General features: G+C 49.8%; 10 protein-coding genes. 1 reads left to right on the forward strand and 9 read right to left on the reverse strand.

What is annotated here, in order from left to right:
- Window positions 1–13: 13 nt before the first annotated feature.
- From PGS38_RS14955 to PGS38_RS14975, 5 genes are all read right to left on the reverse strand, one after another.
- On the reverse strand, window positions 14–1078 hold the full coding sequence (locus PGS38_RS14955) for a metallophosphoesterase family protein (protein ID WP_118640938.1): 1065 nt from the start codon (window positions 1076–1078) through the stop codon (window positions 14–16).
- 129 nt (window positions 1079–1207) lie between these two features.
- The gene (gene asnS / locus PGS38_RS14960) at window positions 1208–2599 is read right to left on the reverse strand and encodes an asparagine--tRNA ligase (protein WP_117762055.1); all 1392 of its coding nucleotides are present in this window, start codon (window positions 2597–2599) and stop codon (window positions 1208–1210) included.
- A gap of 76 nt (window positions 2600–2675) precedes the next feature.
- Window positions 2676–5144: a hypothetical protein gene (locus PGS38_RS14965; RefSeq protein ID WP_118640936.1), complete on the reverse strand. Its 2469-nt coding sequence runs from the start codon at window positions 5142–5144 to the stop codon at window positions 2676–2678.
- Complete coding sequence (locus PGS38_RS14970) at window positions 5144–6301, reverse strand: class I SAM-dependent methyltransferase (protein WP_118640934.1); 1158 nt, start codon at window positions 6299–6301, stop codon at window positions 5144–5146. The genes PGS38_RS14965 and PGS38_RS14970 overlap by 1 nt, the downstream gene beginning before the upstream one ends.
- 147 nt (window positions 6302–6448) lie before the next feature.
- Window positions 6449–6874 (reverse strand): hypothetical protein, encoded by a 426-nt coding sequence (locus PGS38_RS14975; RefSeq protein WP_082424871.1) that lies wholly within the window; start codon window positions 6872–6874, stop codon window positions 6449–6451.
- 163 nt (window positions 6875–7037) lie between these two features.
- Between PGS38_RS14975 and PGS38_RS14980 the strand changes: the two genes are divergently transcribed.
- Window positions 7038–8129: a TM7S3/TM198-like domain-containing protein gene (locus PGS38_RS14980; RefSeq protein WP_022461538.1), complete on the forward strand. Its 1092-nt coding sequence runs from the start codon at window positions 7038–7040 to the stop codon at window positions 8127–8129.
- 77 nt (window positions 8130–8206) lie between these two features.
- Here PGS38_RS14980 and PGS38_RS14985 read toward each other — a convergent pair whose 3' ends face one another.
- From PGS38_RS14985 to PGS38_RS15000, 4 genes are all read right to left on the reverse strand, one after another.
- Window positions 8207–9427 (reverse strand): ABC transporter substrate-binding protein, encoded by a 1221-nt coding sequence (locus PGS38_RS14985; RefSeq protein WP_158565876.1) that lies wholly within the window; start codon window positions 9425–9427, stop codon window positions 8207–8209.
- Between the two features lie 159 nt (window positions 9428–9586).
- Entirely contained in the window at window positions 9587–10252 is a 666-nt protein-coding gene (locus PGS38_RS14990) for an RluA family pseudouridine synthase (protein WP_055265689.1), read from the reverse strand.
- An 895-nt stretch (window positions 10253–11147) separates the two neighbouring features.
- Window positions 11148–13436 (reverse strand): hydratase, encoded by a 2289-nt coding sequence (locus tag PGS38_RS14995; RefSeq protein ID WP_199696582.1) that lies wholly within the window; start codon window positions 13434–13436, stop codon window positions 11148–11150.
- A 119-nt stretch (window positions 13437–13555) separates the two neighbouring features.
- The gene (locus tag PGS38_RS15000; RefSeq protein ID WP_055219318.1) at window positions 13556–14647 is read right to left on the reverse strand and encodes a PucR family transcriptional regulator; all 1092 of its coding nucleotides are present in this window, start codon (window positions 14645–14647) and stop codon (window positions 13556–13558) included.
- Between the last annotated feature and the right edge of the window lie 139 nt (window positions 14648–14786).

Genomic DNA, 14786 nt, shown 5'->3' on the forward strand with positions numbered 1-14786 from the left:
CGCAATCTTTTTTTCAGCCGTTCCTGCGTGCCGCCAGCAGCGCCTCGAGACCATAGTCGAGCGCCTTCTGTGACTGCGCATCCGTCTTTGTTTCAAATGCTTCAATATAGGCGCTGATCAGACTAGCGCCATACGTTTTCTTCAGCTGTTCCAGATCGTACGCCGGACGTGTTTCATCCTCCACGGAGATGACTCTGCCGCAGTCCAGCAGCCGTTTCGGAGAAAATTCCAGCTCGGCGGCACGGTGTCCCACAAGTTTCAGGCGGATGATTTTTCGGATCTTCCCATCCTCCCGCAGCGCCAGCTCCTGTTTCAGCTTCGTCTCCAGCGCATACTGTGTCAGATCCTCCGTCACGTTCAACACCAGATCTTCGTACTCATATCTGGCAAACGGCACAAACTGAATCCGCGTGCCGTGCTCGTCCACCGTTCCGCGGATGTAGCCGTGCGGCCCCAACTGCGTCTCATCCGTCGGTTCGAGTGCGCCTGCGTATGCCATTTTGTCGGGAATAAGAATCCCCGGCTTATGAATGTGCCCGCACGCAATATAATCAAACCCAGCCTGCGCCATGCGGCCCGGATTCCACGGCATGTGGCGGGCATCGCCGCCGTGCGCGAGCAGCAGATGATATTTCATTTTTCCCTCCGGCCGCACGCCGTCCAGCCGGTTTTCCAGAATCTCTTTTTTGTCGTAACTGCATCCGTACACCGCCGTCTTCTTCTCCGGGACTTCAACACACTCCGGCTCCGGCGACAGGAGCATTACCACGTTGTCTGCCCAGTCGAAACCGCGGTAAAAGCTCTCCCGTTTCACATAATCGTGGTTTCCGGCAATCAGCACGACGATCGTCTCCGGGATGGAAGCAAAGAGATCATTAACCTCTTTCAGTTCCCGCAGAAGCGGCTGGCACTGAAACAGATCTCCCGCAATCAGCAGAAAGTCCGTCTTTTCCCGACCGGCCAGGCGGATGATCCGCCGGAAGCTCTCCCAGATGGCCTCCCCTCGCTCCTCGCTCCAGGGAAATCCCGCATCCGGCTGCATGCCGAGATGCACATCCGCAATATGAATAAACCGCATAGGCGCATACCCCTTTCTGGATTCATTTTCTCCATTACTACAATACGGACGTCAGGCACACCAAATCCACATTGGATTCCACTGCACCCGGCATCCGTATTTTTTAAGTTTCTATATCACTTTTCGTAATTACAGCTCGCAGTTGTTTACTGTTCTCGGGAACGGGATGACGTCGCGGATATTGCCCATTCCGGTCAGATACATGACGCATCTTTCAAATCCCAGTCCGAATCCTGCATGGTGGGTAGAACCATATTTTCTGAGGTCCAGATAGAATCCGTAATCTTCCTCAGCAAGTCCCAGCTCTTTCATACGGCCAAGCAGTTTCTCGTAGTCGTCCTCACGCTGGCTTCCGCCGATGATCTCTCCGATGCCAGGAACCAGACAGTCCATAGCGGCAACTGTCTTGTTGTCATCGTTCAGCTTCATGTAGAACGCTTTGATCTCCTTCGGATAATCGGTAACGAAAACCGGTCTCTTGAAGATCTGCTCGGTCAGATAACGCTCATGCTCGGTCTGCAGATCGCATCCCCAGTATACTTTGTAATCGAATTTGTCGTTGTTTTTCTCCAGAAGCTCGATAGCCTCGGTGTAGGTTACACGGCCGAACTCAGAATTTACGACATGGTTCAGACGCTCGATCAGTCCCTTGTCCACGAAACTGTTGAAGAACTGCATTTCTTCCGGTGCATGCTCCATAACGTAGCGGATGACATATTTCAGCATTGCCTCAGCAAGCTCCATATCATCCTCCAAATCAGCGAAAGCGATTTCCGGCTCGATCATCCAGAACTCTGCTGCATGGCGGGTGGTGTTGGAATTCTCTGCACGGAAGGTCGGTCCGAAGGTGTAGATATTGCGGAATGCCTGTGCAAAGGTCTCGCCGTTTAACTGTCCGCTTACGGTAAGGCTTGTCTTCTTTCCGAAGAAGTCCTGTGTGAAATCAACAGCGCCGTCCTCGGTTTTCGGAATATTGTCAAGATCCATGGTGGTTACCTGGAACATCTCGCCGGCTCCCTCGCAGTCGCTTCCGGTGATCAGCGGGGTGTTGACATAAACGAAGTCTCTCTCCTGGAAGAACTGATGGATCGCATAGGCGCAGAGGGAACGAACACGGAATACTGCCTGGAAGGTGTTGGTTCTCGGACGCAGATGGGAAATGGTACGAAGGTATTCCATGGAGTGGCGTTTTTTCTGCAGCGGGTAATCCGGTGCGGAAACGCCCTCTACGGTAACTTCTGCCGCCTGAATCTCAAACGGCTGTTTTGCCTGCGGGGTAGCAACGAGGGTACCTTTTACGATGATGGCTGCGCCGACGTTCATTTTGGAAATCTCAGCGAAGTTTTCCATCTCATCGTGGTATACGATCTGCAGGGTTTCGAAATAGCTTCCGTCGTGCAGAACGATGAAACCAAAGGTTTTGGAATCACGTACGCTGCGCACCCAGCCGCCTACGGTTACTTCTTTGTCCAGGTATGCTTCCCGGTTTTTATAAATCTCTCGGATGGTTGTAAGTTTCATTGTCTTTTTTCTCCCTAAATATTCATAGTGCTTTCTTTATTCTAGCACTTTTTGCGTCATTAGAAAACCCCGCAAATCACTCGATCTTTACTTTTTTAATATAACTGATGAAGACATTGCCGTTCTGTGCGAACAATGCATCGCTGTCATCGTCAGAAAGTGCAGTTGTCTCGCCCGTTGCCGGGTTATACAGCCAGGAATTTCCGAAAATATCGTATCCGGTCAGAAGCAGACTCTCGTTCTCGCCGGTCTTTACAACAACGCCGTAGCCGCTGCTGATCATGTAGAGAATTTCTTCTCTTGTGCAGCCCGTCAGGTTCAGCAGTTCGTAATCATCACCGAGTGACTCCTTCAGCACGTTTTCGTCCAAAGATGCACTCTGGAATCCCGACGGCATCGTTGTCTCGTCGAGGCGCATGCCCTGCTGGCGGTTTCCGCGCTCCCACACATAGGACTGGCTGCTGTTCAGCACAACGCCGACATTCTCATCGGCAAGCTGTACGGCCTCGGCCGGGGAGCTTAAAATGGCGATCAGTTTTCCTTTTCCATATACATAGTAAAGCTCTGCGCTGCCTGTTTCGTACGACATCGTAAGATCGGTCCGTAAGGTTGAATAGATATATTTCGGTGTCAGTGTCAGAAGCGACTGTGTTTTGCCGCTCGTCGAGAATTCCAGAAGGAACTGCTGCTCTCTTCTGTCGTCCACCGTTGCCAGGCGGCCCGTCACCAGTTCCTGGCTCTGCTGCTCGCCGTTCATGATGTGATCCTCCGGCGCATCCGCATAGCCGTTTTCCTGGCGTACCACGCGGTCCAGCTCCAGAAGGCCGTCCGAAATCGACACGCCTGTCACATAATAGCCGTTCTGGTGATACTCTTTTTTCACGGTTCCGTCGATGCTGACAATCCGCACCGTATGCATAGCGAAAACTTCATTGCCGGAAATATCTTTTAAAATATCGCTGTCGTTTGCCATACCATAGACAAAGTCTTCATTGATAAAGCCAAGTGCCCGGATCTTCTGTCCGTCATCCGCCGCAAAGCGCTGCGTTTCCCCGCTCTCCAGATTCATCACGGTGATGTTCATCGCACTGCTTGCATTGTCCGCATCCATCCACGCGATGCTCTCCTGGCTTTCCGATACTACAAAGCAGTCCTCCGGGATACTTTCCCGGACCACCGTCGTCGTGCCGGTTCCAATATCAACCTTGCACAGGTTCTCATTCAGATAGAGATACATCTCTCTCTGCTTGTTGACGTAGGAGAGGCGGTCGAGCTGTTTTTTCAGCATCTCGTAGGAAATATCCGCCGGAACGAAAATCTCCTCGGTTGCCACATTCCGCTCGGCGCGATAATAGTAAACGGCTGCTCCCACTTCACCCTCGTGGTTTCCGCGGTTCATATAGCCATAAACAACAAACGTCACATCGCCCGCATCATCCACACGCACAATGTTGACATCATGCTCTCCGTGCTGTTCCCGGTCATCCATGCTGCCGTTCTCACGGAAGCTGAAAACGCGGATCGTCTTGTTGGCGCTGCGGTTGTAGCACCAGAGATCACCGTTTACTACAAATGCGACAATATCACCTGCCGTATTCGTCACATACTCGGTATCCTCGCCGGTCACACCGAGGTTGATGCCGGATTTCGTCAGAACACCAAGCTCCGGATCAAAGATCTGCTGTACGCTCCGCTCGAAGTCCAGCAGAATAATCTCTCCGTCGGACTCTCGCATCCGGTAGAACTCGCTTACGGTATAATACTCCGTCTGTCCGTTCTCATCCTGCGCACTGATCATGTACTCCTGTGTGATGCTGGTCGTCGTCTCATTCGCTTCTTTGATCTGCTGCACCGGCTGCTGTACGATCGTCGGTGCGAGGCTTCCCCAGGAAATCTGGTCGAGGCTGGAATGAATGTTGACATTGAGGAACGAAGAATTATCCCCCGTCTCATCCGGCTCAAGCTGCGGAACGAGCGCTTCCGCCTGCGTTTTATCCAGGCATGTCTGCGCAAACATCTGCGTGTAGGCCAGATAATCGCCGACCTCCACGCCGTTGCGCTGTACAATGCGGGTGTAATACCAGGCAGACTGGCCGTTTCCGTAGGCAACCTCGAGCTTCAGCGTATATTCCTGATTCATCAGAATCGCGGTCTCTAACTGGAAGTCTGCTTTCAGATAGCTTCCGTCCTCGTCAAACGATTTCAGCACCGAGTTTTCAATCAGCGCTCCGCCGTCTGTGCTTTCCACCGTATAGGTCACGTTTTTAATTTTCTGTCCCTTCGCATCAATTTCCAGCGTAAGCGAACGGTCCATCGGCAGCGGTGTCAGGTTTTCTCTTGTCGTTACGCCGTTCATCTCCTGGCAGTATCCGTACATGCGGTTCACTGTCATGTCCGCGGTCTTCATGTACAGCACCGGAAGACTCGCTGCGTCCAGATCGGTCGCATTCTCCGTCGTCTCGTGGCTCATCAGGTGTGTGAACACACCGACTGATGCGGCAAAAACAAGAAAAAGGATCAGAATCCTTGCTGCTCTTTTATTCATCACGGCTCCTCCTTTTCTGTGAGGAGGTCTGCCAGTGTCGGCTTCACATGGTACGCTTCCATGCACGCTTTCAGTTCTTCCGGCAGTTTTTTCGAGCCTTCCTGGCGTTTTACCGCGCGGATGAGAAGGTTCTTCGGCGTGTGCTCCATGTCGATGAATTCGAGAATCTGTGTCTCATAGCCTGCATTCTCCAGAAGCTTTGCCCGGATTCCGTCGGTCAGAAGCGCCGCCATGCGCTCTTTTAAGATGCCGTAATCCATGATCGGATACAGTTCTTTGTTTGCAATCTGGCGGTTCAGCTCATGCTGGCAGCACGGAACGGAAAGAATAACTTTTGCATTCCATTTGACGGCCTTTTCCAGCGCATAGTCAGTCGCCGTGTCGCACGCGTGCAGCGTCACCACCATATCGACCTCGTCGCGGCCGGTATAAGAAGCGATGTCGCCCTGATAGAAATGCAGCTTTTCATAGCCGTATTTCTCCGCCAGTCCGTTGCAGATCGCGATGACATCCTCTTTCAAGTCAAGTCCGATGATATTGACATCCAGTTTTTTCAGTTCGCGGAAGTAATAATACATCGCAAACGTCAGATACGATTTTCCGCAGCCGAAATTGAGAATCGTGATCTCGCGGTCCGATGGGAGCTGCGGCAGGATATCTTCGATGAACTCCAGAAAGCGGTTGATCTGGCGGAACTTGTCGTAGCGGGTCCGCACGATTTTGCCTTCTTTTGTCATAACACCGAGATCCTGTAAAAAAGGAACCGGGATTCCTTCTTCCAGAATATACCGTTTCTTCCGGTTGTGCGCCAGATTGACGGGTTTGCCGGTTCCTTTCATATGCGGTTTCTTTTTGATCGTCATCGTTCCCTTTTTGCTGACCAGAACGGATGCTGTGCAGGTGTCGGATTCGAGCTGCATCTGCTTGAAGGTTCCGTTCATCCAGTCGCTGATCCGGGTGATCACGTCGTCTTTTGTCATATTTTTATGAAACTCCTTCGTGCCGACAGTCTCCTGGCACTGAAAGAGCAGTTTTCCTTTTATTTCAACCGGGCGTATTCTCACTTTGGACACTTCACTGTCCCCTCTTGGGCCGCTGATCGTGATACGATACAGCCCTTCCCGGATTTCATCCTGTAATAATTTCTGTAATTCCATTTATACTCTCCAAACTTCCTGAATCGTTTGTAAACATGTGTAATAAAGCCCCTTACAACCTCGCTAATATTGTAATCTGTTTTCCGCAAAACCACAACAGAAAAATTATTAAAAATGTGTTACCCTCTTATTACTTTATGGCGCAGTTTAAAGCCACAGATTGTAATAATGTTTCCTCCTGCTCCGCCTCCGGAACATTTCATTATAAAAAAGAACGCCGATCAAATCGAGCAGTTCCTCTTCTGCCGTTTTCTCATCCTTCCCGCCGTTTTCCCTGCCGTACTGACGTGCGATATTCCGGCAGGTGTGCTCCATCATGAGCCGGTCCGGGAATTCGTCGTACATCATGCTGCCGCGGTAATCCATGCGGTCACACTCTGCCTCCACCAGCCGCTGCAGATCAGATGCCGTCCGGGAATAATACGACTGCATCCGCTGCCGTTCCCGCGCTTCCTGCTGCTCCTCCATACTTCTTCCCCATAAGGGCTGTGCCGCAAAAAACGGCTCCGGCCGCTCCATCGGATTTCCCTGATAGGAATTTCTTCTATTTTCATACACTCTATCCTGATTCATGCCTGTTTTATTTCCTTTTTGCTCTTCCTTATACCATATGCACACCGCCGCCATTCTGCCGTTTCCCAGATCTCAAACACAATTTCACTTGCCAAAACCGCCGTTCCGTACTAAAATACAACCTGTATCTATTTTTCCGATACATCATATAGGAGTGAATATCATGAATCTGAATATGCAAGCTTTTAACATCAACACGCTGCTTGGCGGTCTCGATAAAGTCCGGGACGTCATGGGTGTTTACCAGCAGCAGCTTCTTCTGATTGTGATTGTTTTTGCCCTGCTGAACTGTTTCTTCGGCTATGCGCTCCGCAAGCTCTGGAGCGTCATTCCCGGATTTTTTCTCGGCGCGGCCGCCGGTTATGCAGCGGGTACCTACACGAATCAGACCACGACGATCACCCTGGCGCTTGCCGTCGGCACCGGTCTTCTGACCGCAATCATTGCCTTCGTCCTCTACCGGATCGGACTTTTTCTTCTGATCTGCGGGCTCGTCGGCTTTTGCCTCTGGCATCTCGTTAATCCAAACGATACCACAGGTTATGGACTCGTCGCCCTCGTCGCTTTCGTGATCGGCCTGATCTGCGTTCCGTTCGAACGCATTTCCGTAATCCTGGTCACCTCCATCTGCGGCGCCCTCACGACGATCCGCATGGCATATTTCTTCAAGGACCTCGATCTGAACATGATGTTCTGGATTGTCTCTGCCATTCTCGCCGCAGCAGGCATGCTCTTCCAGTTTAAACCGTGGAAAGAGGCGGACTACTGGGAGGATGACGACGAAGAAGAACGCGAACACCGTGCAAAAGCGCGCGCCAGACGGAAGCGCAGATCCGGTTTCGATCCTCTTCCATCCAGAAAGAAGAAAAAGAAACGCCGCGGCTCCTCTTCCTCTTCTTCCGGCAACGCAAGAGATCCGTACCGCAGCTATCAGAAACCGTCGAACCGTACCCGTGTTTCGCAGAACACCATGTACGATTTCCGTTTTGTTCCGGAAGAACCTGACGATGACGACGATGAGAAAGATCTTCCGAAAATCATCCGCCGCCGGCCATCCGCAAAACCGGCCGCTCCGGAGGAGTTTGACGAAGAAGAAACATCCCCAAAAGCTTCCATGGGCGACACGAAGCCGTATACCTCTCCTTCCAAACCGCAGATCACCGAGGACGGCATCCCGGATGTCGATCTCTCCGCGATCCGGCAGCAGATTTCCGAAGAGGTACAGAGAATTTACGAAGACGATCAGAACTCGTAATCCGCACTGCAGCGCAGAAAACCCGGCAGGCAAAGGAACATTCCCTTGTCTGCCGGGTTCATTTTTTATCCTGATTTTCAGTTATAAAGATACTTCTGATTTGTCTCCAGATCGATCGTGTCTTTGTCGAGCCACTGATATCCCGTATCGATCTTCTGATCTACCGGAAGTCCCTGAATCGCGCGGACGGCCGCCACGATTGCCGCATAGCCAAGACCGTACGGATTCTGCGTTACGGTACCGTACTCGCGTCCCTCCTGGATCGCTTTCTGCTGTTTTTCACCGGAATCAAAACCGACAATCTGAATCTGCTCAGTATTTTCCATATCTGCCAGCGCATCCAGCGTCTGGTCTGCCATGTCTTCGTTCGTACAGAAGATGCCCTTCAGAGCCGGGTAGGTTTCAAGTGTATTTTTCAGCATGTCCGCGATGGATTCTTCTCCATCTCCGTAATTCACCTGAACCACTTTCACATCGGTATATTTTTCTTCGATCTCTTTTTTAAATGCTTCCACGCGCTCTACGCTGCTCTCGGTGTTGTACTGATGTGCAACAATCGCAACCTCTCCGCTGTTGCCGATGGCCTCGCAGAGATGATCTGCCGCAAGCTTTGCTGCCGCTGCGTGATCAGTCGCACATGTCGAGGTGATCAGATCACTCTCGATACCGGAATCCGCGATGACGACCGGAATCTGGCTGTCGGAAGCCTCTTCCATCTGTGCCTGTCCCGACTGCTGGTCAATGATGCCAAGGATCAGCGCGTCCGGATTTTCCGAAATGACAGAGTCGATGATATTGATCTGAGAGTTGGTGTCACTTTCATTTTCCGGGCCTTCAAATGTCATATAAACTTTGTCGTTTCCGGTGTAGCCAAGCGAGGCGTTCAGATCGTCAAGTGCCTGCTGCGCACCGGCTTTTACGGCTTTCCAAAAACCGGCACTTAAGTCTTTTGCAACCACGGCGATGTAAGAGCCTTTTTCAACGGTAAGTCCATCCACGGTGTCGTACAATGCTTCCATGCCGTCTTTGTGCGGAACGGTGATTTCTATTCGTTTTTTGTCTGCTTCTTTTCCTTCATCTCCAGAGCTTTCAGAAGATGTGGATGCACTGGCTGACTCTGCTGTAGAATCTGCGCTGGACGATGAGGCCTCCGGGCTTTCTTCTGCCGCCGGAGTTTCTGTCACTTCCTGAGACGACGATGCTGCGGTGCTCTTGTCTGTCACTGCTTCTTTTCCGCATCCAGCTGCCGAGCACAGCAGGATTCCGGAAAGCAGTACTGCAATCATTCTGCGTTTCATAATTCTCCCTTTCTGCTTTGCCTGATGAATCATTTTCCATTACTTTTTACAGTTTTGTTACATAACCTTTCTCTATTATACACAAACCGTAAAAATAGTCCAGTCCTGTTTTCTTATAATTTTCTGAACTTTTTTGCAATTTCACATAGCTCTGAATAGTTACACAAAGCTGTGGAAGATTTCACCTTCTGGTTTTACGGTAAACGAAAGTCGTTTGCCTGTCCGCGGATGCTTCAGCTCGAGATGATGCGCGCACAGCGCCAGAGATCCTTTCTCTTTCGCCCCATATTTTGCATCCCCCGCCAGCGGATATCCCGCATGGGAAAACTGGACGCGGATCTGGTGGTGGCGGCCCGTTCCGAGGTGGATCTGCACCAGGGTTCGGTTCTCCTGTGTCCTTATCACTTCATATTCCAGCACCGCTTTTTTCGCTCCGGCGGTGCCTGGCTGTACGACGCGGGATGTGTTGCTCCGTCCGTCTTTTACAAGGAAATCCTCAAACTTCTGCACGCCCTGTTTTTCGATTTTTCCCTCACAGACGGCGAGATACTCTTTCTTCATCGTCCCGTCCTTCACCTGCCGTCCCAGTTTTCCTGCGGCGTCTTTGTTTTTCGCAAACACCAGCACGCCCTCAACCGGCTGATCGAGCCGGTGAACGACCGCCAGATATGGAATCTGAGTCCGCGCCTGACCCGGTGTTTCCGCCCTTGCCTGCTTCGCCAAATAATTCAGCAGCGCATGCTCCAGATCCATCTGTCCCATCCGCGCATTCTGCACTGCCATACCCGCGTGCTTGTGAACAACAAGAATATCGTTATCTTCCATTAAAATATCTTCTCTGCAAAATCCAGCCACTTTCTTCTCCTGTTCTGACTTCTTATTTTCGATACACGGATTTCTCCGCTGTTATGCTTTAAGAAGTATGCACCATTTCTGCCGCATCTGTCAAGAAAAACATGCCCGGCGGACGAATTACACAACACAGAAAGCGATCGCCATACCAATCATTTTTTCTGATACAGCGACCGCTTTTTCTTTATTTTCCATATTCAGTTTTTTCTCTACTTTCAAGGATTTTCACTGGTTTTCTTTCTTTACCGATCTGTGATCTTTGTTTTCGCTTTCGTTTGATATTTCAAAGATCGTTTCTCTTCCATTTCCCTGTTGTAGATTTTCTTTTTTTCGGGAAGATGTTCTTTTTCAGAGGCTTTTCCTTTGCGGTTAAGATTTCCACTCCGAAAATCTTTTCCTTAGGATTTCCTAAGATCTGCTCTGATCTCATGTTTATCAAAAGGTTTTCTTTCGAACTTCTTTTGTATGGATCTTTATCTCAGGTTTTCTTTCCTTTCGGAAGTCTCTCATCTTAAGAACATCTTCCTTTTCCCTTTTTTTCCATTCTTCTATAGAAGATTTCTCGTCTCTTTCTATGAAAATGGTTTGTTCTCTTGAAAAGGGGGTCCCAAGTCTTTCTCTTTGTACCTCTTGGTTAGGTTTTTGTTTTCTTGTTTCTTTGTGATTTTAATATAACAGATCCGTCAGCATTTGTCAATACATTTTTAAAATATTTTTACTGTTTTTTTATATCACTTTTCCTTTTCTTAATTATTGTGTTTATTTTCTGAATTTTATATTGTTTTCTGATATTTTATTTCAAATAAGTGCGCAGAAAAAGAGCTATGAAACAGACTTTTCTCCTGCCACACAGCTCTTTCTCAAATACTTATCCTCTATAATAGTTGATCAGGCATCCCTTGCGGATGATTTCTCTCTCATCATCGGTCAGCGCGCCTAACGTCATCTCGAACGGAACAAGTGCTCCGTCTTTTACAACGTACGCTTTGATCACATCGGCTTTCTCTTCCACTGCCTTGCGGATCTCCGGTACAAAGATGTAATCTCCGTTTGTAAACGGCAGATCTCCCTCCGGGATCAGGAATGGAAGCATGCCCCAGTTGATCAGGTTGGAGCGGTAGCGCTTCGTTGCATACTCGTTGGCGATGTTTGCCCAGCCGCCTAATACCTTCTGGCAGGAAGCTGCCTGCTCACGCGCAGAGCCGTCGCCCGGTTTTACAGCGAAGATGGTGGATCCGACACCGACGTTTGTCTTGTCGATATCCGGGTACTGGGTATGGATGGCTGCGAAGACCGGTTTCAGTTCCGGAAGTGCCTCTGCCGGGCAGTTTCCTTCCTGGATGGCTTTCTCTGCGGCCTGTACTTCTTTTGCACGTCCCACGTAAGCCGGATCTTTTCTTGACAGGGTGAACTCTGCCAGTCCGAGCGGGTTGGAACGGAAGGAAGAAGTCTCGCCGGATGGAATCAGCTCATCGGTTGTCGTAACCGGATCGTGGATCTCGGAAACAACCTTCAGAATCAGGTTCTCGGCAAGCTGCGGCATAGCCGGCCAGTCTTTGATGTTCGGTCCGAACTGGATTTCTACAGACGGATCTGCCACACCCTTGCTGTCGAAGACACGGTTCTCGTAAATCTTCTTGTCGAAGTGGTATGCCGGTTTCGTGTATGTTCCGGTGAACTCGTCTGCTGCGGTCAGGAATCCCTTGTTTGCTGCGGTTGCTGCAATGGAACGTGCATCCATCAGGGCAACGGAAGAAATCTGGCCGTTCTGGATCTTGGATCCCTCGCGGTTCGGGAAGTTTCTGGTGGAGTGACGGATTGAGAACGCATTGTTTGCCGGAGTATCGCCTGCGCCGAAGCACGGTCCGCAGAATGCGGTTTTTACGATCGCACCGGTTTCCAAAAGGTCTGCCAGTTTTCCGTTTCTTGCCAGCTCCATATAGATCGGGGTACTTGCCGGGTAAACACTTAAGGTGAACGCATCGTCGCCAATGCTGTGGCCTTTCAGGATATCGGCTGCGTCGCAGATGTTCTCAAATCCGCCGCCGGCGCATCCTGCGATGATTCCCTGGTCTACCAGGAGTTTTCCGTCGTGTACTTTATTTTTCAGAGTGAACGGAACTTTTCCGTCGAGGCTGATGGCTGCTTTCTTCTCTACATCGTTCAGGATGTCATCGAGGTTTGCTTTCAGCTCTTCAATGGTATAAACATTGCTCGGATGGAACGGCATCGCGATCATCGGTTTGATCTTGTCGAGTTCTACTTTTACAACGCCGTCATAGTAAGCAACCGCGCCAGGATTCAGCTCTTTGTAATCTGCGCTTCTGCCGTGGATCTGATAGAACTCGCTGATCTTCTCATCGGTTCTCCAGATGGAGGACAGACACGTTGTCTCGGTTGTCATAACGTCCACACCGATCCGGTAATCTGCGCTTAAGGAAGATACGCCAGGTCCTACGAACTCCATAACTTTGTTCTTTACGTAACCATTTGCAAAGACTGCACCGATGATGGCAAGTGCAATATCCTGCGGTCCTACGCCCGGCTGCGGTGCGCCTGTCATGTAAATTGCGATCACTCCCGGCATAGCGATATCATATGTTTTGGAGAGAAGCTGTTTTACCAGCTCCGGTCCGCCCTCGCCCATGGCCATGGTTCCGAGTGCACCGTAACGGGTGTGGGAATCGGATCCGAGGATCATTTTTCCGCCGCCGGCAAGCATCTCGCGGGCAAACTGATGAATTACTGCCTGATGAGGCGGTACATAGACGCCGCCGTACTTTTTCGCACAGGTAAGACCAAACATGTGGTCATCTTCGTTGATGGTTCCGCCGACTGCGCAAAGGGAGTTGTGGCAGTTGGTCAGCACGTACGGTACCGGGAATTTTTCCAGTCCTGACGCGCGCGCGGTCTGAATGATTCCAACAAAAGTAATGTCATGCGATGTAAGTTTGTCAAATTTGATCTGCAGATTTTCCATGTTGCCGGAAACATTGTGGTCTTTTAAGATTCCATAGGCAATGGTTTCTTTTGCAGCATCCGCCGGACACGGCACAGCGCCGGTACGCGCTTTGAGTTCCGCGCGGCCTTCTTCTGTATCCGGGATGATGTCGATTCCGTTGACAAGGTATGCACCTGTGTTCAGTAATTCAATCATGTCGTTGCTCTCCTCTTGTTGTTGATAAAATGTCAGGGTCAAAAAGTCTTTTGACCCCTTCGATACCCGGATTGCTCCGTGCTTTGCACTCCCGCAATCCTGTACGGCTCTGAACGGTTTTACAGATTTTCGCTGTTGTTCATATACGTCATGTAGCTTACGACCATCATGGCAATTTTAAAGGTCAGCGCATCGTCAAATTTACGAATGTCGAGTCCTGTGCTCTTCTCGAGCTTCTCCAGACGGTACACCAGAGTATTTCTGTGTACATAGAGCTGACGGGATGTCTCGGACACATTCAGGTTATTTTCAAAAAATTTATTGATTGTGGTCAGTGTTTCCTCATCGAACGTATCCGGCAGATTTTCGCCGAAGACTTCGGTCATAAACATTTCGCACAGCGGAATCGGGAGCTGATAGATCAGACGGCCGATGCCGAGGTTGTTGTATGGTACCACGTTTTTGTCTGCGTAGAAAATTTTTCCTACCTCAAGCGCCATCTTCGCTTCTTTGTAGGAACGCGAAACACTCTTAATCTCGCTGACCGGATTTCCGTAAGAAACACGTACCTGGGACATTGCCTCTGCATTCAGCATATCAACCAGCATTCTTGCGGTCTGGTTCATATCCTCGAAGGTGTCGGTATCCTTCAGTTCTTTTACAATGATAATGCTCTTCTCATCGACTGCGGTGATGAAATCTCTCGGTCTTGAAGCAAAGAGGCTCTTTACTGTCTCCTGTGCGCTGATGTCTTTTTCCAGCTTCGTCTCTACCATGTAAACAACGCGGCGCACATCTGTGTCGATGCGAAGCTTTTTCGCGCGGTTGTAGACATCCACCAGAAGAAGATTGTCGAGAAGAAGGTTCTGGATAAAGTTGTTTTTGTCCAGACGCTCTTTGTATGCAATGATAAGATTCTGAATCTCACATACGGCAACCTTTCCGATCATATATGCATCGTCGCTACTTCCTTTAGAAATCAGAATATACTCCACATTCTGGTTGTCATATACTTTAAAATAATGATATTCCTGTACAATCTGGCTGTCCGCAGCGGATAATACAAAAGAACGGATGCTTTCTGCATCAATCGCGGTTTCCGGGAATGTGGTCACCAGCAGAACACCATCCGTATTCGTCACACATAAATCAATTCTCGTAATATTTCTTAATTCATCAAGGGTTTTCTGTAATACCTGACTTGATACCAAATCTGCCACTTCCTTTCTCCTGGCGTATTTTACTCCAGGGTGCGTCTTATCTATAACTATAGCTTATTTTTTTCTCATTGGCAACTATTTTTTGCTTCGCAAAAGGAGGGCGGTGCATATGCAAAAAGGACCGGCATCC

It is taken from the genome of Fusicatenibacter saccharivorans, assembly GCF_027667425.1.
Lineage (GTDB): Bacteria > Bacillota > Clostridia > Lachnospirales > Lachnospiraceae > Fusicatenibacter > Fusicatenibacter saccharivorans.